This window comes from Microcoleus sp. CAWBG27 (assembly GCF_020883145.1).
Classification (GTDB): domain Bacteria; phylum Cyanobacteriota; class Cyanobacteriia; order Cyanobacteriales; family Microcoleaceae; genus Microcoleus.
The window spans coordinates 12,728-32,131 of record NZ_JAHREU010000053.1 but is presented as its reverse complement, the minus strand read 5'-3'; the positions used below and the strand labels follow the sequence as shown (position 1 = coordinate 32,131).

At 47.4% G+C, this 19,404-nt stretch carries 14 protein-coding genes; 6 read left to right on the top strand and 8 right to left on the bottom strand.

Annotation, left to right across the window (positions count from 1 at the left end; all coding sequences use genetic code 11):
* The first annotated feature begins 66 nt into the window (after positions 1 to 66).
* A complete protein-coding gene (locus QZ938_RS24055) occupies positions 67 to 642 on the top strand; it encodes a hypothetical protein (RefSeq protein ID WP_293334633.1) in 576 nt (191 codons plus the stop codon).
* A gap of 312 nt (positions 643 to 954) precedes the next feature.
* Here the strand turns inward: QZ938_RS24055 and QZ938_RS24050 are convergent, their stop codons facing one another.
* The 7 genes from QZ938_RS24050 to QZ938_RS24020 all read right to left on the bottom strand — a co-directional run bounded on the left by QZ938_RS24050 (position 955) and on the right by QZ938_RS24020 (position 9,409).
* The gene (locus tag QZ938_RS24050) at positions 955 to 2,142 is read right to left on the bottom strand and encodes a GNAT family N-acetyltransferase (protein WP_293353356.1); all 1,188 of its coding nucleotides are present in this window, start codon (positions 2,140 to 2,142) and stop codon (positions 955 to 957) included.
* A gap of 259 nt (positions 2,143 to 2,401) precedes the next feature.
* Positions 2,402 to 3,175 carry a RibD family protein gene (locus QZ938_RS24045; RefSeq protein ID WP_293353358.1) on the bottom strand — a complete coding sequence of 258 codons (774 nt, stop codon included), beginning with the start codon at positions 3,173 to 3,175 and terminating at the stop codon, positions 2,402 to 2,404.
* Between the two features lie 82 nt (positions 3,176 to 3,257).
* Positions 3,258 to 3,812: a Uma2 family endonuclease gene (locus QZ938_RS24040; RefSeq protein ID WP_293145803.1), complete on the bottom strand. Its 555-nt coding sequence runs from the start codon at positions 3,810 to 3,812 to the stop codon at positions 3,258 to 3,260.
* A gap of 113 nt (positions 3,813 to 3,925) precedes the next feature.
* Positions 3,926 to 4,273, bottom strand: a complete 348-nt coding sequence (locus QZ938_RS24035; protein WP_293353360.1) for a type II toxin-antitoxin system PemK/MazF family toxin — start codon at positions 4,271 to 4,273, stop codon at positions 3,926 to 3,928.
* Positions 4,234 to 4,788: a hypothetical protein gene (locus tag QZ938_RS24030; protein ID WP_293353362.1), complete on the bottom strand. Its 555-nt coding sequence runs from the start codon at positions 4,786 to 4,788 to the stop codon at positions 4,234 to 4,236. Before QZ938_RS24030 ends, QZ938_RS24035 begins: the two co-directional genes overlap by 40 nt.
* 375 nt (positions 4,789 to 5,163) lie before the next feature.
* A complete protein-coding gene (locus QZ938_RS24025; protein ID WP_293353364.1) occupies positions 5,164 to 7,371 on the bottom strand; it encodes a hypothetical protein in 2,208 nt (735 codons plus the stop codon).
* Positions 7,364 to 9,409 carry an ATP-binding protein gene (locus tag QZ938_RS24020; RefSeq protein ID WP_293353366.1) on the bottom strand — a complete coding sequence of 682 codons (2,046 nt, stop codon included), beginning with the start codon at positions 9,407 to 9,409 and terminating at the stop codon, positions 7,364 to 7,366. The genes QZ938_RS24025 and QZ938_RS24020 overlap by 8 nt, the downstream gene beginning before the upstream one ends.
* 568 nt (positions 9,410 to 9,977) lie before the next feature.
* Between QZ938_RS24020 and QZ938_RS24015 the strand changes: the two genes are divergently transcribed.
* The 4 genes from QZ938_RS24015 to mdh all read left to right on the top strand — a co-directional run bounded on the left by QZ938_RS24015 (position 9,978) and on the right by mdh (position 13,004).
* Positions 9,978 to 10,349 carry a photosystem I reaction center subunit IV gene (locus QZ938_RS24015; protein WP_293145774.1) on the top strand — a complete coding sequence of 124 codons (372 nt, stop codon included), beginning with the start codon at positions 9,978 to 9,980 and terminating at the stop codon, positions 10,347 to 10,349.
* A 2-nt stretch (positions 10,350 to 10,351) separates the two neighbouring features.
* Positions 10,352 to 11,260, top strand: a complete 909-nt coding sequence (locus tag QZ938_RS24010; RefSeq protein ID WP_293353368.1) for a DNA-formamidopyrimidine glycosylase — start codon at positions 10,352 to 10,354, stop codon at positions 11,258 to 11,260.
* Between the two features lie 202 nt (positions 11,261 to 11,462).
* Entirely contained in the window at positions 11,463 to 11,678 is a 216-nt protein-coding gene (locus QZ938_RS24005; protein WP_293145768.1) for an NAD(P)H-quinone oxidoreductase subunit O, read from the top strand.
* A gap of 372 nt (positions 11,679 to 12,050) precedes the next feature.
* The gene (mdh, locus tag QZ938_RS24000; protein WP_293145765.1) at positions 12,051 to 13,004 is read left to right on the top strand and encodes a malate dehydrogenase; all 954 of its coding nucleotides are present in this window, start codon (positions 12,051 to 12,053) and stop codon (positions 13,002 to 13,004) included.
* A 723-nt stretch (positions 13,005 to 13,727) separates the two neighbouring features.
* Here mdh and QZ938_RS23995 read toward each other — a convergent pair.
* Complete coding sequence (locus tag QZ938_RS23995) at positions 13,728 to 13,904, bottom strand: hypothetical protein (RefSeq protein ID WP_293145759.1); 177 nt, start codon at positions 13,902 to 13,904, stop codon at positions 13,728 to 13,730.
* 492 nt (positions 13,905 to 14,396) lie between these two features.
* Here QZ938_RS23995 and QZ938_RS23990 point away from each other — a divergent pair, with 492 nt between their 5' ends.
* Entirely contained in the window at positions 14,397 to 18,956 is a 4,560-nt protein-coding gene (locus tag QZ938_RS23990) for a PAS domain S-box protein (RefSeq protein WP_293353370.1), read from the top strand.
* Positions 18,957 to 19,404: the final 448 nt, after the last annotated feature.

Sequence of the window (19,404 nt, the reverse complement as noted above, 5' to 3'; positions counted from 1 at the left end):
TCAATTCGGGCATAGACTAACATAAACTTTGTTGGAAATCTCGATCGAACTTGTGAGGAGTTATTTATGTTTCGCCACAATCAACCCTTGAACAAAATCAGCTTGCTAGCAGCCACCTGCGGCGGTTTACTCGTCAGTCTAGCCACACTTTCCCAAGCAGGCGGCCCCCCGCCCCAACAAGGAAAACCCGTTTCCCAACCGAGTCCCGCAGCCACTCCGGGAACAGGAAAGCCCGTTTCCGAACCGAGTCCCGCTGTAAGTCCCAGCCCCAACGGGATGCCCTCAAAACCTGCAACAACAGACGCGCCACCCCGCTTCCCGATGCCCGCTGCGCGAGTGACGCCGACATCCGGTATGGTAGTAATTAAACTGGTGAATACCACCAATGCAGTCATCAATTATCAAGTAGTGGGCCTTACCCCACCGCGCACTTTGGGCGAACAATCGGAAATTGTACTCACAAACATCAAAGTGCCAATCACCCTCACCTACCAACGTCCAGACGGCGGATTGATGCTGGTTCGCCCGCAAGCCACAGCGACGACAGGAATGTTGCAAGTAAATTTCGGCGCGACAACCGACTTGGGCATCGATACAAAATCGATGGAAATTCAAGAAGACGGGCGAGTATTCTTGAATTAAATCAAAAAAAGGTTCGTAGTGAGGACTTCAGTCCTTCTTCATCCCAAAAAAAACTCACAGTCCTCATGACAAACCAGGTTCGTAGTGAGGACTTCAGTCCTTCTTTATCCAAAAGAAAAGAACTCAATTCCTCATGAAAAACTAGGTTCGTAGTGAGGACTTTAGTCCGCATTCATCCATCAGGAAAAAACTCAAATTCCTCATAAAAAACCAGGTTCGTAGTGAGGAATTTAGTCCTTCAGGTTCGTAGTGAGGACTTTAGTCCTTCTTCATCCATCAAGAAAGGACTGAAGTCCTCACTACAAACACGGACTAATCCGAAGAATCATCCTGATTGAAAGGCAAATCCTGATTAACTAAATCAATTTCCTCCTGTTCCCTCTCATTGATTTGACCGATATAAGACTTGAGAATTTGCGCCAAACGGTTGTTATAAAATCGGTGCAAACTATAATTTGGCGTAGCTGGAAAACCGCGCCGTTTTTTGTGCCGCCCGCCGGCACCCGGATCGAAGGTTTTGATGCCGCGATCGATCGCCCATTCGATCGGTGTATAGTAACAAGCATCGAAGTGCAAGCAGTCAATTTCCTGCAAACTACCCCAATAACGCCCGTAAAGTCGATCGCCCTTATACAAACAAAAAGACATTCCCATCGGCTGTCTCTCATCTTCCTTATCGTAGGCGGCGACAAACAAAACGCGATCGCGATAATTGTGGTGCAACTGTTCAAAAAACCGCTTAGTCAGATACTTGCTACCCCACCAACCAAACTTATCGCAAGTATTCTCATAAAAAGCATACATTTGCCCGAACATCGCTTGCGGAATTTCATCGCCCGTCAGCGTTTTTATTAACAAACCTGCTGTTTCCACAGCTTTGCGTTCGCGCTTGATATTGCGGCGCTGGTTGGCATTAAAAGCGCCTAAATAACCGTCAAAATTTTCATAGCCTTGATTTTGCCAAATATAGCTGTGGTGCAGCCAAGCGCTGAAACCGTGTTTTTCCATGCGCTGTCGCCATTCTGGATCGACATACAGGAAATTGCAACCGGAGATATTGTGGCGATCGCAAAAATGGTCGATCGCGCTTACCATTACTCCCGTTAACTCATCCTCATCTTCCCCATCCGCAATCAAAAACCGATAGCCTTCAGCGGGAGTAAACGGTGTCATTCCCATCAATTTCGGATAGTATTCAATACCCAAACGCTGAGCTAAATCGGCCCACTGATTGTCAAATACAAATTCGCCATAACTGTGACTTTTGACATAAAGCGGCGCGCAAGCAATCAACTGTTTGTCTCGCCAGACTGTCAAGTGATGCGGCAACCAACCATTGTTACCTGTGGCGCTACCGGAAGTTTCGAGATTATTCAGCCAATCCCATTCCATAAAAGGCGTTTTGAGTGGCATCGCCAAGGCATCCCACGATGCTTGGGGGATATCTGCTAGTTTGCTAATCCAGGCTACAGAATATTGAGGTTTCGGCTGTTTCAGCATAGGGAGATTTGAGCGTAGAGCGATCGAACTTTGTCAAGACTTACGCAGAGATCCCCCTAAATCCCCCTTAAGAAGGGGGACTTTGAGAATACTCTTGTCCCCCCCTTAAAAAGGGCGACTTTGAGAATACTCTTGTCTTCCGCTTAAAAAGGGCGACTTTGAATACTCTTGTCCCCCCCTTCTTAAGGGGGGTTAGGGGGGATCGAGTTTTGAGACTCTCAATGCGTAAGTCCTGTTCATTTAAGTTAATACAACTCCCCTATTTATGGGTATTTTGACTCTGCGCTCGATCGCACCGATAATGCAAAAACACCTCACCTCCCACCTGTTTTACCGCCAAAAGCTCTAATTTCGGCGCTAAATGCGCTAAAAAACCCTTTCCCTCCACAGGTGTCGGTGCATCCGCGCCGCCCAAAATTAGCGGGCACACCGTCAGCCAGAGCTCGTCTATCAAGCCCGCAGCCAGCACAGACGCGACGAGTTTTCCGCCTCCCAAAATTGCCAAACGTTTGATTCCGAGGGTTTCTAGCTGTTGAAAAGCATCGTTCCAATCGATTTCGCCATCGATAGTGTTGGCGGTTAAAGTGCGATCGAACAGAGATGTTGCACCACTGTCAAAAACTTGTAGGGGCGGGTTCACCAACAGCTTTAAAGCGTGCAGACAGGCTAAATAAACCCGCCCCCACCCACAAAAAAGCCCCCTGTCTTTTCCAGTTAGCAGCCAGCGGGGAACCGGTTGCTGGAAAAATCGCAAGTTTGGGTCAAATTGGCGCGATCGCGAACACACAATTTGCACGGGTTGTGGGGGCTTTCCTTGCAGTTTCCTTTGTTCTAGCAAATCGGGAGAAATTACTCTCAGAGTGGTTCCATAGGCGCGTAAAGTGCCGTTTCCGAAGAGAACTGCGTCACTGGCTGCGACTTGTTGTTCTAGGTGGGATTTGTCGTTAGCTGAACCGAATCGGGCGGCGGTGAGGGCGGAATCTGTAATTTTGCCATCGGCACTCATGGCGAGTATTACTGTTGTGTGAATCATTCGATTTGGGATTTAGGGTTCGGGATTTTAGAATACAAAAAACCCAGCGGTTGAAATCGCCGAGTGTTTCTACCTCATTTACCTAATTCCCGAATAAACGATCGATCGCAACTGAAACATTTGGAAAAGCGAGGGGATTAATATTACCGTGAGTCAGAGTTTCTCTGAATTGATAGCCAGCATCGGTAGGATCTCGAAACACGATTAATTCCATAGTTCGCAAATTGACAACCCAATACTCGGCAATCCCGGCGGCGGCGTAAATTTTGTTCTTGATTCCCAAGTCTTTAGTCAGAGTAGAATTTGAGTATTCTATCAGCCAAAAGATATTTTCTGGATAGGGATGATGTTCTCGATAATTTTGTCCCAAACGTTGAATTACAGCGATATCTGGTTCGGGTTCGGAGTTGTTAAGTGGCAAGGTAATGGGCTTACCTTGTCGCACTTTAGCCCGATCGCCTAGCAAGTACATTAGGTACTCTCCAGCCTCATCGCTACAGTAAGCATGAGATTCTCCTTCGGGAGCCATTTCGATTATTTCTCCACCGATTAGTTCAACTTTTCGTCCTTCCAGAATGCCGGCTGCAATGATGCGGTGGTAGTCTGCAACCGTCCATTTTACAGTTGTGACGCTCACGGCGATTACTCCTGTGTTTTTATTGTTATTTTACAGTCGATCGCACATTTCTCCCAAATTCCATACTTTTTATTCCCATGAGGAAAGCGGATTGAAGATTCGATCGCTCTTTTTTAAGGCAAGTAACCCAAGGTAAATAATACGATATTTTCTAATTGTATCAGTATCTCTGGATTGACTTCACCAATTTTATTTCGCAATCTTGTTTTATCCAAAACTCGCAGTTGATGGCACAATGCAACAGAATCTTGAGTCAATCCTCCCTCACCGCCGGGAATCAAAACACAGGAAGGAAGAGATGCGCGGCGCAGATTTGTGGTGAGAGGAATACTGATGACAGTAGTGGTGTATCTCGAAAGAGTATCGTTTTGAAAAATAATTGTGGGACGCACGCCTGCTTGTTCGGAACCTTGTGTGGGATCTAGGTTGGCAATCCAGATTTCACCTCGCCTGATTGGCATGATAAATCCTCATGTTTGAGGAGTTCTGAATATTCGCTGATTCCAAGTTCTGCAAGTTGTCGGTCTTCTTCGGCAAATTCGCTGTAGAGTGCAGCTAAGTTAGTTTCATCGATCGCAGGAATAGTCACTAATCTGGCACGGAATTTCAGGAAGGCAATAAATTCAAATACTTGTTGGAGTTGTTCTCGATCGAACTTTTCTAATTCTTGTTGGATTAACTCTCTCATGACAGTTGTTTTTGTTGTCAAGTTTTCTGTATTATAGCCGATCGCCCCCATCAACCAAAAACCCGATCGCCCCTCCACAAAAAACCCGATCGCCCATCCACCCAAAAATGCGATCGCCCATCCACCCAAAAATGCGATCGCCCATCCACAAAAAAACTCGATCGCCCCATCCACAAAAAACCCGATCGCGGGGCCCCAGAAACCGGGTTTTTTCCGAAATACTTCCCTACAACCGACAGATGTGGACAAAAACCCGGTTTCTTGGCTGGGTGGCGAGGCCCCACTCACATTTCTGTCAAATTCGATCGCGCTGAAACCGATCGAAAATTTGTCTGTTTTGTGGCACAGTCCGCCGGGGGTTCAAACCCCCGTCTCATAGCGAAAGTCGGTTGAAACCGACTAAAGATTCGCCTGAAACCTATACACATCAACTAACTCTTCAGTCCTCTTTCAGAGGACTTTCGCTATGAGACAGGGGTTTAAACCCCTGGCGGACTCCGCGACGAACCAACTAGCCCTTGGCGCGGACTAACTAACGGACTAACAAATCAAACCCGATCGCCCATCCACAAAAAACCCGCTCGCGGGGCCCCAGAAACCGGGTTTTTTCCGAAATACTTCCCTACAACCCACAGATGTGGACAAAAACCTCGCTGTCAACTGTCAACTGTCAACTGTCAACTGTCTACCTCCCTCCAATCGCAGGAAATGCACCCGGCCCGATCGATCGCCCGCTACAACTGTCACTCCATCAGGGGCGATCGCACAGCAATGAAACTTATACTCTCCGCTGAAACTAGCAACCTCCTTGGCAGTAGGCAGATCCCAGACTTTCAGGGTGTTATCTTCAGAACAGGAAATTGCTTGGAGGCCGTCGGGTGCGATCGCCACTGCCCGTACCGGGTCAGTATGACCGGTCAGAGTTCTCAGTTCTTTGCCACTTTCTATGTCCCAGATTGTAAGGGTGTTACCGAATGAAGCGGAAATTGCTGTTTTGCCGTCAGGTGAGATCGCGACTGCATATACCCAGTCAGCATGAGCGGTGAGGGTTCTCAGTTCCCTTCCACTGCTTGTGTCCCAGATTTTCAGGGTTTTATCATATGAAGCCGAAATCGCTAGTTTGCCGTCGGGTGCGATCGCCACTGCTGTTACCCCCTTACTATGACCGGTGAGAGTCAAACGTTCTCTACCGCTGTCTGTGTCCCAGATTTTCAGGGTGTTATCGTGTGAAGCTGAAATCGTCAGTTTGCCGTTGGGTGCGATCGCTACAGCCGATACTATGTCAGTATGACCGATGAGAGTCAAAAGTTCTGTGCCGCTGTCAAAATCCCAGATTTTCAAAGTTTTATCGCCTGAAGCCGAAATCACTCTTTGGCCGTCGGGTGCGATTATGACTGCATATACGGTGTGAGCATGACCGGTAAGAGTTTTCTGTTTTGTACCGCTTTCGATTTCCCAGATTTTTAGAGTTTGATCCAGCGAACCGAAAATTGCTCGTTTGCCGTCGGGTGCGATCGCAACTGCTGTTATCCAGTCTGTATCGTAGGTGAGGATTCTCACTTCTGTATCGCTTTCAAAATCCCAGATTTTCAAGGTTTTATCGCCTGAAGCCGAAATCACTCTTTGGCCGTCGGGCGCGATTGCAATTGCTGATACCCCATTTGTATGACCAGTGAAAGTTCTCAGTGGGATGCCACTGTCTAGAGCCCACATTATTAGGGTTTTATGACTACTGGAAATTACTCGCTTGCCGTCGGGTGCGATCGCCACTGAGGCAGTATGACTGATGAGAGTCAAAAGTTCTTTGCCACTAAGCAGATCCCAGATTTTCAGGGTGTTATCGTCTGAAGCTGAAATTGCTCGCTTGCCGTCTGGTGCGATCGCCACTGCCCGCACGGTGTCAGTATGACCGATGAGAGTCAAGAGTTCTGTGCCACTAAGCAGATCCCAGATTTTCAGGGTGTTATCGTCTGAAGCTGAAATTGCTCGCTTGCCGTCTGGTGTGATCGCCACTGCCCAGACCTGGCCAGTATGACCGATGAGAGTCAAAAGTTCCCTGCCGCTGTCTATCTCCCAGATTTTCAGAGTTTTATCAACAGAAGCGGAAATCACTCGCTTGCCCTTGGGTGCGATCGCCACTGCTGTTACCGAGTTAGTATGACCGGTGAGGGTTAATAGTTCCGTGCCTGTCTCAGTGTTCCAGATTTTCAGGGTTTTATCCCATGAAGCTGAAATCGCCGTCTTGCCGTCGGGTGCGATCGCCACTGATCCTACTGCATCACTATGACCCGTGAGAGTTCTCAGTTCGGTTCCGCTGTCTGTGTCCCAAATTTTCAGGGTTTTATCCATTGAAGCTGAAATCGCTCGCTTACTGTCGGGTGCGATCGCCACTGCTCGTACCGCCCCAGTATGACCGATGAGAGTTCGCAGACATCCTTCTCCTGATCGCTCTAAATTACCCTTCAAAGGCCGCAACCAAAGACTATCTTTCCACTGCTTTGCCTGTTCAAGCAACCCCTGAATCTCTGGCACTTCAAAATCCAACAACCTCCCCAACAAATGCCCAGCCAATTGCGTTTTATCCCTATCCAAAACGTGCGCCGACTTCCGAATCGCCCCTTGAATCAACCGCAAAGTTTCCCCTTGCCCCTCCGACAACAAAACATCAGAAACCCTCGCCAAATCGTAATCCTCAATTAACCCTTGCACCCCGATCGCATCCAACTTCGCCTCAATAAAATCAAAATCCGTCAACAACTGATGCAACCGTTCCCCTTGAACACTCTCCGCCAAATGCCCCGGCAAAGTTTCCAAAGCATAAAGCCGCTTTTTCGGCGACAGTTTCCCCAACCGTTCTTTAAACTTACTCATCGCCGTACAAATCCTCCCACAAATTATCAGAAATCGCCGTTTCAATATCCCGCAGCGACACCCCAGCTTTCTGCACCACATCAATACGATGCAGAAATCTTTGGAAACTCGCGTGATAGATACTGTAATCGGGAGGACTATCACCGCTACGCCGCAGAAACTGTTCCCAATCATCCAGAACTTCCTGCACATCCAAAGCATCTTCCTCAGCAAAATCCGCCAAAATATCGCAGCAAACCGGCTTGCGAGTTTTCGTCAACAAATAAATCACCTTCAACTTCCGGCGGCGCAATTCTTTATCTTTAACCGCCATTTCCATCCGCGCCCAATGCTTCTCATAATATCCTTCCAACTCCCTCGGCAAATCTTGCAAATTCACATCGCTGTACTTGCCGCTATCGATATCATTCAGCACGTAGCGCAGGTACATAAAATTATTCTGGCTTTTTTCTGCCACCGCCGCCACAAACTGTTCGCGCTGCAAATTTTGACGATTAATCCAACTCTGAATTGACGCGCTGTTCCCCGTGCGTTTGTCAATATAAACCTTGACATCCGCCAAACTTTCTGCACTGTACTGCATCAAATCAAAAACGTGATGATTTGGCAAAGGCAGAGTTTTCGGCTGCTTGGAAACAATAAAATAAACGTTATCCGGCAAAGCATCTGGCAAATACAAAACATTGCTACCGCGCCCCTGCAAACCCAGATCCACTTCATCCAGGGCATCGACGACAATAATCAACTTTTTGCCGCCCAATTTAGCGCTGACTTCCCCCAACAATCGACTCAGAAAATTGCCATCTCTGGTCGCATTTTCCGGCAGTTGCGGGTAATTTAGTTGATAACGTCGAATTAACTGAGTGCAGGCATTTTCCAGAAATTGTTCGGCGCGGACAATGCCTTGAGATTGCGAGTTAAAATGGGCAACGCAGCGCCGCTTCAGCAGCAGCACTAACTTCGCCATAATTGAACTTTTGCCGACACCCGGATCTGCTTCTAAAACAAAATAGCCTTTGCGATTGTTCTGCAAAAATTCCGCAATTGCTGCAAACACAAATTGGCGGCCGGTAAAGTCTTGAGTCCGATCGGCAATAATCGTTTCGCACTCGTAGGGAAGCGGCAATCTCGGCGTACCAGTATCAACAAATCGTTCCAGCAAATTCTGAATCTGCGCCAAATCGTCCCGGATGCCAATTTCCATCGCCTCCAACTTCACCATCACTTGACAAATCTGCTGCTGCGTCGCCACGGCCTCCAATTTGTGCAGGATTTCCCCATTTTGCAGCCCCAAATCTCTCAATTCTGCCAAAGCAATTTGGTGCAGATTCAACAGCATCGCGGCAAACTTTTCGCCTCCCTTCGCCGCATCCAGTTTCAGCACTTCGCGGTAGGCTTTCGGGAAAGTTGTATACAGCTTGTCCGCCACAAATTCCACGATTTCCGCATCGAAGGATTTGCCCTCGCGGGTGGCGAATTCCCGCAGGAAAGTTGCCCAATCTGCTGGTGTCAATCCGGTAACGCGATCGAACTCCTCGACATCCGCAGAAAAAATCTGGGTTAACTGCTCTTCCGAAATCTGTAAACCCCTTGACAAATCGGCTGTACTCGTGTTAATATCCAGCCAATATTGGGGAGTTTTCTCAGCTAATTGATCTAAATGCTGTTCTGGATAAGGCAACCTTTTGGTTTCAGCGATCGCAATTAATCGATCGGACTTCGCAACCTCTCTCAAAATATAGCCGATCGCCTCACCCGCCGCCTTAACCAAATCATGGTTATCGAGAATATTCGGATTTTTCCCCAGTTTTTCCGTCATCCGATTTCCCAAGTCATTCGCCGCGATATTCCCCGCGACACCACCGGCGATCGCTGCTAAGATCGAAATGCCTCCAAGTGCGATCGGGCCACCAATCATCCCTGCTGCTGCTTGTGTTCCCGGATTGGCGATCGCATTTGAAATAACTTGCCCAACAGCCATCACCGCACTGCATCCAATTACGCGAATTTTAGTATTAGCTAAATCAACTAACGACATAATTTAAATACTTCCCATACTTTGCCATAGTTTAGCGCGGTGAGATAATTAAATACAAGGTTAATTTACCGGATTAACCAGAGACTTTAAATACTCTTGTCCCCCCCTTCTTAAGGGGGGCTAGGGGGGATCTCCGGGTTTTCAACTGAAGACTGAAAACCTGTGTATCTCTCGTTTGTATCGAAGTCTATATCCCCCTAAATCCCCCTTAAAAAGGGGGACTTTGAGAATGCTTCCATTCCCCCTTGTAGGGGCAGTGCCCCCGTGAGAGCCCTCTTGGTTGGGGGGATCTCCGGGTTCTCACCCCGCCAGCAGCCCCCACTCTCCGATTTGTAAACTTTTTTATCAACCCGATCGCACAGCTTGTATTTAACGGATAATGTTCGTTTATTTATTTTTACCCTCCAGCGATCGCCCTCAAAACAAGTTTACTTTTCTTTACAAACCAACAACCAAAACACGTCGCCGAACACAATAATTTCGTTACAGACTTTAAATGCGTCGCGCGATCGACTAAAGTAAAAAAAATGGCTTTATCCGTTTATTCATCGCAAAGGAAACAAAGCTCATGGTTCAACGCGGTTCAACAGTCCGGATTCTCCGCAAAGAATCTTACTGGTATCAAGAAGTGGGCACCGTTGCTACGGTAGACCAAAGCGGCATTAAATACCCAGTTATCGTTCGCTTTAACACCGTAAATTATGCAGGCGTCAACACCAACAACTTCGCCCAAAGCGAATTAGTCGAAGTCGCTGGCCCCAAAGCAAAAGCATCGACCACAGCCTCCGGTGGCAAGCAAACGACGATCAACGAGAAAACTCGGAAAACCGGCAGCGGAGCAGCCCCCAACCAGCCCAAAACTTCGACCGGCAGCAAGCCCGGTGCGGAAGTTCCCGGCAGCGTCGAAGGTGCACCAAATCAAGGAACAGAACAACGCTAATTGTGCCAGAACTGCCAGAAGTTGAGACTATTTGCCGGGGTTTGAACCAACTTACCCTCGATCGCGAAATATTGGGCGGAGACGTGCTGTTAAATAGCTCGATCGCCCGCTCAATCTCTGCGACCGATTTTTTGACAAAACTCAAAGGAAAGTCGATCGCATCTTGGTACAGGCGCGGCAAATACCTCCTGGCAGAACTATCGCAATGTAGGGGCGGTGCCCCCGTGCCCGCCCTCCCCGTGCCCGCCCTCCCCGCGCCCGCCCTCTTCCTTCCCTCAAACGCTGGCTGGTTGGGCGTTCACCTGCGGATGACCGGACAATTGTTGTGGGTAAACCAATCCGAAGCTTTGCCCAAACACACGCGAGTTAGGTTGTTTCTTGAAGGAAACCAAGAATTGCGGTTTGTAGACCAACGCACCTTCGGTCAAATGTGGTACGTCCCCTCACAAACCGAGGTTTCCAGTACAGTCACCGGCCTGAAACTCCTAGGCCCGGAACCGTTTTCCGACGAATTTACCACAGAATATTTAGCCCAAAAGCTGCACCGACGGGCGCGACCAATTAAAACAGCTTTGCTAGACCAGTCACTGGTAGCGGGTTTGGGAAATATTTACGCAGACGAAACTTTGTTTTTGTCGGGAGTGATGCCGACAACTCTGTGCGCTGATTTGACAAGAGAGCAAATCGATCGCATTCATACAGCTATTATTCAAGTTTTACAGCAGGCGATCGCCTCCGGCGGCACCACATTCAGCAATTTTCTCAACGTCCAAGGCGTCAACGGCAACTACGGCGGCGTCGCTTGGGTGTACAACCGCAAAGGCCAACCCTGCCGCACTTGCTCCACGGCGATCGAAAAGATAAAATTAGCAGGGCGATCGACTCATTACTGCCCCGCCTGTCAGAAATAACCAATTCCGCAACGGATTTTGTACCAGATTTCACGGATCTACCAAATCTCAGCTTCCGACTCTTCAGTCTGCGGAGGCAGACATCGTTCGTGTAGTCGCGGTTTCAACCGCCGACTCAATCAACCACCAATTCTTTTAACTGGTATTAAAGCCAAATCAGCATTAAAATTTATATACTTTTATAAACTCAATAGAGCAAATTATGGCAATCAAAAAAGGTAGCATAGTCCGCGCAATTCGCGAGAAACTCGAAAACAGTCTAGAAGCCCAAGCCAGCGACCAGCGCTTTTCCTCCTATATATTTGAAACCAAAGGCGAAGTAATGGACGTTCGCGGCGACTACGCCTTCGTTAAATTCGGCAAAGTCCCCACCCCGAATATTTGGCTGCGCCTAGACCAACTCGAAGATTTTAAGTAAACTCCAGTCGCGGAGGTAACTCTTTGGTACGTTGTTGCGCTTCAGCGCTCTTTCATATATAAAAGAGTGCTGGGCGTTGTTGCTGTAAAGGAATAAACAACTCGATGTGAAAAAATCAAACAAGCAGTCAGTCAATATAGCTGAATTTTCATGTTATCCAGTTTCATACACCGATCGAGCAATGCTGCCAAAGAGCGCTAAAGCGCAACAACATACCTAATCTAAAGAGCGCTCAAGCGCAACAACATACCCACTCAAAAGAGCGCTAAAGCGCAACAACATACCTGAGCAAAGGTAACGTAGAGTACATACAGTGCACTCGATCGCAATTAAGCTCATTCTTAAAGTCTCAAAGTTAGCATCTAAAATCGCATGAATTCCCCATCAACCCGCGTCTCAATTATTGGTGCAGGCAAAGTTGGTAGCACCTTAGCCCAACGAATTGCCGAGAAAAATCTAGCAGATGTAGTATTGCTAGATATCGTCGAAGGTTGGCCGCAAGGCGTTGCTTTGGACTTGATGCAAGCCAGGGGAGTCGAACGGCACGATCGCCAAATTGTCGGTACAAATGATTATATAGATACAGCCAACTCAAATATCATCGTCATTGCCGCCGGAATTCCGCGCAAACCCGGTATCAATCGCGAAGATTTAATTAAAATCAATGCTCAAATTGTCACAGAAGCTGCCAAACAGGCGATCGCCCATTCCCCGCAAGCAATCTTAATTGTAGTCACAAATCCCCTAGATATTATGACATATCTAGCCTGGGAAGCTTCCGGTTTGCCAAAACACCGAGTTATGGGGATGGGCGGCATTCTCGACTCCGCCCGCTTTCAAACTTTTATTGCCATGGAATTGGGCGTTTCCATTGCCCAAGTGTGCGCCACAGTCATCGGTTCCCACGGCGATTTGATGGTTCCCTTGCCGCGCTATTCTACAGTCAACGGCATTCCCATCGCTCAACTGATGGATGCAGGGGCGATCGATCGCATCGTACAGCGCACTCGCCACGGTGGCGCCGAAATAGTAGGATTGATGAAGAATTCTAGCGCCTATTTTGCACCCGCATCTTCCGCCTGTTTGATGGTAGAATCAATTTTACTCAATCAGTCGCGACTCTTGCCTTGCTCAGTTTATTTGGACGGTCAATACGGCGTGCAAGATATATTTTTAGGCGCTCCCTGCCGCTTGGGATATCAGGGCATCGAACAGATACTGGAACTCGAACTCAGCGATGCAGAAAGAGCCGCTTTTCATGATTCTGGTAAACTTGTTTTGCAAAGTATTCAGGAAGCCAAAACCATACTGAAGAATGCTGGTTAAGCAAATCAGCAGAAAGTATCCACCTTGTGCACCCGAAAAAAATGTACAGCCTCAATATTTCGGGTGAGACAATTTCATCAATAGGACTTACCAGAAAGAATTGGTTGAAAGCCTCAATCCCGATCGGGAGAAATTAAAATCAGACTATTCATTACTCCAATCCTCTTGCTTCTAGGTAGAGGTCGCTCTCCCATGGTCAACTGTCAACTGTCAACTCTCAACTCTCAACTGTCAACTGTTGAAGCAGTCTCGACTCAAGAAGCCCGGTTGATTGTTCTAACCGCTCTTGCTTTCATCACTTAATTATGTTAAGAAACTGGGTTTCTGTCTCAGCACCGATTTAACCTAAAATCCCTTGACTTTAACCGAAAATGTGATATATATATAGTTAAGTAACATATTTTCATCAAAACAGTTAAAAATCACAACAAAAGCGATCGAAAATAAAAAAGTCTTAGATAGTCGGCTTTGTTTGTTTAATTTAAGCAGAGCCTAAAAAGAAAGCCAACTGCTTGACAAAAAAGTCAGCTTGAATGAGGTGGATTTCAATAAGTTTAATAAATAGAAGCGATATCATAAAATAATTTGAAGGCCCGGAAAATAATCGAAATGATTCCATAGCTCAAAAATCTGGATTAAATCGAATTTAAAACAGATAAGTTGAGAATTCGAGAAAACTAGAAAAAACTCAAGAAAAGCCGATCGCCTAAATTAAAATAAATCTTAATAGAGGTACTCCCAACAGGATATTCGATCGCCAAACTCAGGACAACATCGATCGAGTTTGCGATAATCAGAAAAAGGTGATAATTGCAACCACAGGCGATCGGAAAAAAATGTCAACATTAGTTCAGGACTCTGGGCGCGCTTGCGCCGTGAAACCGGGTTTCTGCTTTTCACTTTCGGAGATTCCCTGATTTAATTACCTTAAGATACCGGGTTGATGAGTAAAATTCTCAATTATTGACAATTTATGCACTAGCACATCACCTATCGCCCGTTTTTACAGTAAATATACCGAGTTAAGCTCCTGGTTCGACCTCCCAATCTAGAAAAAATACGGAAATGCAGCGCGAGTAGCTGCTAAGTGCTAGGAGAAGGAGGAGAATTTGCCCTCTGCCTTCCTTTTAGATTTACAGCAACCGCGCCCGATGCTTAGGACGTTCTCGCATGGCACAAACCCTTGCGTTCGATTGTTTCTTCCTTCTGTTAACTGTTAACTGTTAACTGTTAACTGTCAACTGTCAACTGTCAACTGTCAACTGTCAACTGTCAACTGTCAACTGTCAACTGTCAACTGTCAACTGTTAACTGTCAACTGTCAACTGTCAACTGTCATGGGATGCTATGTACCTCGATACTAAACCGCAAAATAACTAAACAAATAACAATATGTTTCATGAATATTTGTATCAAGAAGTAACCGACTTGCGCCAAAAGCTAGCTCACCTAGAAAGAGAAATGCAGTCTCAAACCTGGTTCAAAAAGCTGCAAGCGCTGATGGGAGTGATTGGCAAAATTCGTCAATCCTTAGACTTAGAAACAATATTTAAAATTACAGCCACCGAAGTTCGGCAACTCCTAAATGCCGATCGAGTCGCCGTCTACCGCTTCATTCCCGAATCTGAGTGGAACGACGGCGAAGTAGTATCAGAAGACGTACTTCCCCAATTCAGCCCATCCCTGGGTGCAAAAGTTCACGATCACTGCTTCGGCGAACAATTTGCAGCCAACTATGCCAAAGGATACGTTCAAGCAGTCAGCGACATCTACAAAGCCCGGTTGAGCCCCTGTCACCTCAGAATCCTCAAGCGATTTCAAATTCGAGCTAACTTAGTCGTACCCCTGCTACAAGGGCAACATTTGTGGGGATTGCTGTGCATTCACTCCTGCGGTCAACCCCGCGATTGGCAAGAAGACGAAATCGAATTTGCCAAACAAGTAGGAGAACATTTAGCAGTTGCAATTTATCAGGCCGAATTGCACTCGCAAACCCAAAGACAATTAGCAGAAATCGAATCGACGCAGCAGAAACTCCGCGACAGCGAGCAAAAATATCACCAAATTCTCGATTCGATCGCCGATATGGTATTGGTCAAAGGCCCAGAATCGAAAATCGTCTGGGCAAATCAAGCATTCCGCAACTATTACGGCATGAGTCAAGAGGAACTCCAAGGCACGATAGACGCACCTTTCTCCAATCCAGACAATACTCTCCAGTACATCAAAGATGACGCTTTCGTATTTGAAACCGGACAGACTCTGCAAATTGCCGAAGAACCGGTGACGCGCTACGACTCAGAAGTGCGACTGTTTAGCACAGTCAAAACACCCATCCGCAACGAAGACGGCCAAATCACAATGACTGTCGGCGTCTCCCGCGACATGACGGAACGCAAAGCAGCAGAAGAAGCCGTCAAAGCCAGCGAAGCCCAATACCGTCGTTTGGTAGAAACCTCCCAAGACATGATTTGGTCGGTGAATGCGGAGGGGCGATACACCTTCGTCAACCCAGCAGTTAGATATATCTACGGTTACGAACCAGCAGAAATGCTCGATCGACCCTTCTCGGACTTTATGACACCAGAACAAAGCCAGAAAGATTTAGCAGTTTTCGCCCGCCTGCTTGCAGGAGAATCAGTTTTTCAGTACGAAACCACCCAAATCGCCAAAGACGGCAGCATCAAACATTTGATGTTCAACGCGATCGCCCTGTACGATGAAACCGGAAACGTCGTGGGCACCACCGGTACAGCCACCGACATTACCGATCGCAAACGGGCAGAAGCAGCATTGCAGCGTGCCAATGCAGAACTAGAAATGAGAGTAGAAGCCCGTACCGCCGAACTGCAACAGACTTTTGCCGCCCTCAGTGTCAGCGAAGGCAAGTTCCGGACGATCGCGGCCACCATCCCCGGAGCTCTGTTTCAATTTTGCAGCCGCGATGGAGTCTGGAGAGTTGACTATATGAGCGATCGCATCGCAGATATAGCCGGCATCACCGCAGCAGAAATGATGGGAAACATCGCCTCTTTCATTTCCTGCGTCCACCCCGAAGACCTCGAAAGCTTGATCGCTTCCATCAACGAAGCCGTTGAAAATACCTACCTGTGGCACTACGAAGGGCGGTTAGTCAAGCCCGATGGCGAGATTCGCTGGTGGCAAGGCGACTCAATTCCCACCCGCAGCGAAACCGGCGAAATCGTATTTTCCGGTGTATTGCTCGACATCAACGATCGCAAAGTTGCCGAAACCGCCATCCGAGAAAGCCAGCGACAGCTACAAGAAGCCCAAAGACTAGCCCACGTCGGCAATTGGGAACTCGATGCGACAACGGGAACCGTCACTTGGTCAGAGGAACTCTTCCGCATCCACGGACTCGAACCAGCGGCCACAGCACCCAGCCGAGAAGAGCAAATCGCTCTGATCCATCCAGAAGATTTAGAATTTTGGCATACAGAAGTACAGCGGGGAGTTGACTTCGGCATCCCCTTTGATTTTGACTTCCGCATTTGCCGTCCCGACGGCACCCTGCGTCACCTCAACGCCCTGGGCCGCTCCGAAACCGATGCCAGTGGCAAGGTACTAAAATTGTTCGGCACGGCGATCGACATTACCGATCGCTTCCTTGCAGAAGAAGCCCTGAGACAAGCAGCAGCCGAGTTGGAAGACAGAGTGAGCGATCGCACTGCCGAACTTTCCCAAGCAGTCACTCAGTTAGAACAAGAAATTGGCGATCGAAAACTTGCAGAAGCAGCGCTGCAAGTTTCCGAACAAAACCTGCGAACCATCTTTAACAATGTCTACGATGCTATCTTCATTCACGATGTAGAAGGAAACATTCTTGATGTCAACAATCGAATGTTAGAAATGTACGGAGTGAGCCAGGAACAAGCAACCAAATTATCACTTATCAACGACTATTCAAGCGGCGACAATCCCAGAGAACAAACGGCAGAACTTTGGGCTAGAGTATTAGCCGGCGAAACAGGTCGCATGGAATGGAAAGCGAGGCGTCCCAACGACGGTTCAACTTTTGATGCAGAAATTGCCATGTCCAAAATCAATCTTAACGGCAATGTTAACATCATTGCCAACGTCCGAGATATTAGCGATCGAAAACAGGCAGAATTAGAACTGCAACGCGCTCAACAATTTATGGAATCAGTCCTCAAAACCATACCCGTAGGAGTAGTTGCCAAGGAGGCCAAAGAGTTGCGATTTGTACTGTGGAACCCCGCCGCCGAAACTTTGCTCGGTTTCAGTGCAGCAGAAGTTATGGGCAAAAATGATTACGACTTTTTCCCCACAGAACAAGCCGATCTTTTCACCGCCAAAGACCGGGAAGTGCTCGACAGCAGGCAGATGGTAGAAATCGCCGAAGAAGATATTCAAACAGGCCAAGGAGAATCGCGGATATTTCATACCAAGAAAACATCCATACTCGATGCTGATGGCACACCGCAATATCTATTAGCTATTACCGAAGATATTACCGATCGCAAACGAGTAGAAATTGCCTTGAGGCGATCGTCAGCCCAACTCAAGCAGCAAGCCGAGCGAGAAAAATTGCTCAACAGTCTCACCGCTCAAATCCGCAATTCCCTGGACTTCGACAGCATTGTTACAGTCGCCGTTAAGGAAATTCGTGCTTTCCTGAAGATCGATCGGTGCAACTTTGCCTGGTATCGCGAAGACGGGGAGGAGCCTTTCTGGGAAATTATTAAAGAATCTCGCCGTACCCAACTTCCCGATTTAAGAGGTCGCTATCTGGCTTGCGACTTAGGCCCTGTGGCCGAACAACTCTTGCATATGGAAATGCTGCGGGTGGATGATGTCGAAACAGTCGCAGATCCTGCTTGGAAACAAACCATTCAAGCGATGGGCTACCAGTCTGTATTAGCCATCCCCATGCAGGCACTTTCCGGGGTAATGAGCGCAATTACCTGCTGCAACAGCAATGTTGTGCGGCCCTGGAGCGATAGCGAAGTCGAATTGTTGCAAGCGATTACAGTTCAATTGGCGATCGCCCTCAACCAAGCCGAACTTTACGCCCAAACTCGCAATAAAGCTCGCGAATTAGAGCAAACCTTGCTGCAATTAACCAGCGCTCAATCGCAGTTAATTCAAAGCGAAAAAATGTCATCTCTCGGTCAACTCGTCGCAGGAGTTGCCCACGAAATTAACAATCCAGTTAACTTTATTTACGGCAATCTCAGCCACGCTAACGAATATACTCAAGACTTGCTGCACCTGATCGAACTTTACCAAAACTACTATCCCGATCCAGTGCCGGAAATTCAACAAGAAGTCGAAGCAATTGAACTCGAATTTCTAATGGATGACTTACCGAAACTGCTTTCCTCAATGAAAGTTGGTGCAGACAGAATTCAGCTCATCGTTGCATCTCTACGCACATTCTCCCGCATGGACGAAGCAGAAATGAAAGCCGTCAACATCCACGACGGTATAGATAGCACTCTGATGATTTTGCAGCACCGGGTCAAAGCAAAACCGAATTCTCCCGAAATAGAGGTGATCAAAGAATACGGTCAATTGCCGTTAGTAGAATGTTATGCCGGACAGCTAAATCAAGTGTTTATGAATATCTTGAGCAATGCTTTAGATGCTTTGGAAGAAAGAGATGCGCGGCTTTCTGTCGAGCAAATGCGGGAAAAGCGCAGCTCGATCCGCATCTGGACTGAAATGCCAAAACCCGATCGAATATTAGTTCGGATTGCTGACAACGGCCCGGGCATGACAGAGACTGTCCGCAATCAACTTTTTAACCCATTTTTCACCACTAAACCTGTGGGGAAAGGCACTGGGATGGGCTTGTCAATTAGCTATCAAATTGTTACAGACAGACACAACGGCTCGTTGAAATGCACTTCTGCGCCGGGAGAGGGTGCCCAATTTGCGATCGAGATTCCGCTCAAAGCTAATCGCTAATCCTAGGTACGTTGTTGCGCTTAAGCGCTCTCGATCTATGAAAGAGCGCTTAAGCGCAACAACATACCTAAAAGTTAATTTCTAGGTATCTCATTCCTAACCGCTTCTAACAACCTATCTAAATCTACTCATGAACAGCTTTCACTAGAGTCAGTCCAAGTCTGCGGTGTAACTTCCTCAATGTAAAAAGTAGCGCATCACTGCTTGCTTACTGCTCGGCTTGGGCTCAACAGTAGGCTTGACCACAATTCCCCCGACGCGAGTTTGCGACTTTGAGGTAAAAATATTGAATTGTAGTTAATGATTCATTCGTGCCTGGTGTTTGTTCGGTTGTCACACCAACTAAGCCGGGAGCAACTCGCATGAATCAAGCGCAAATGAATTATACAGCTATTGTCACCAGTTTTCAAATTCTGGGTAAATGAGTAAATTTAGGTAGAAATAGACA

Bases quoted from the DNA above. Each gene is read 5' to 3' on its own strand.
- QZ938_RS24055 (WP_293334633.1), top strand. From the start codon at position 67: ATGTTTCGCCACAATCAACCCTTGAACAAAATCAGCTTGCTAGCAGCC.
- QZ938_RS24050 (WP_293353356.1), bottom strand. From the start codon at position 2,142: ATGCTGAAACAGCCGAAACCTCAATATTCTGTAGCCTGGATTAGCAAA.
- QZ938_RS24045 (WP_293353358.1), bottom strand. From the start codon at position 3,175: ATGATTCACACAACAGTAATACTCGCCATGAGTGCCGATGGCAAAATT.
- QZ938_RS24035 (WP_293353360.1), bottom strand. From the start codon at position 4,273: ATGCCAATCAGGCGAGGTGAAATCTGGATTGCCAACCTAGATCCCACA.
- QZ938_RS24025 (WP_293353364.1), bottom strand. From the start codon at position 7,371: ATGAGTAAGTTTAAAGAACGGTTGGGGAAACTGTCGCCGAAAAAGCGG.
- QZ938_RS24020 (WP_293353366.1), bottom strand. From the start codon at position 9,409: ATGTCGTTAGTTGATTTAGCTAATACTAAAATTCGCGTAATTGGATGC.
- QZ938_RS24015 (WP_293145774.1), top strand. From the start codon at position 9,978: ATGGTTCAACGCGGTTCAACAGTCCGGATTCTCCGCAAAGAATCTTAC.
- QZ938_RS24005 (WP_293145768.1), top strand. From the start codon at position 11,463: ATGGCAATCAAAAAAGGTAGCATAGTCCGCGCAATTCGCGAGAAACTC.
- mdh (WP_293145765.1), top strand. From the start codon at position 12,051: ATGAATTCCCCATCAACCCGCGTCTCAATTATTGGTGCAGGCAAAGTT.
- QZ938_RS23990 (WP_293353370.1), top strand. From the start codon at position 14,397: ATGTTTCATGAATATTTGTATCAAGAAGTAACCGACTTGCGCCAAAAG.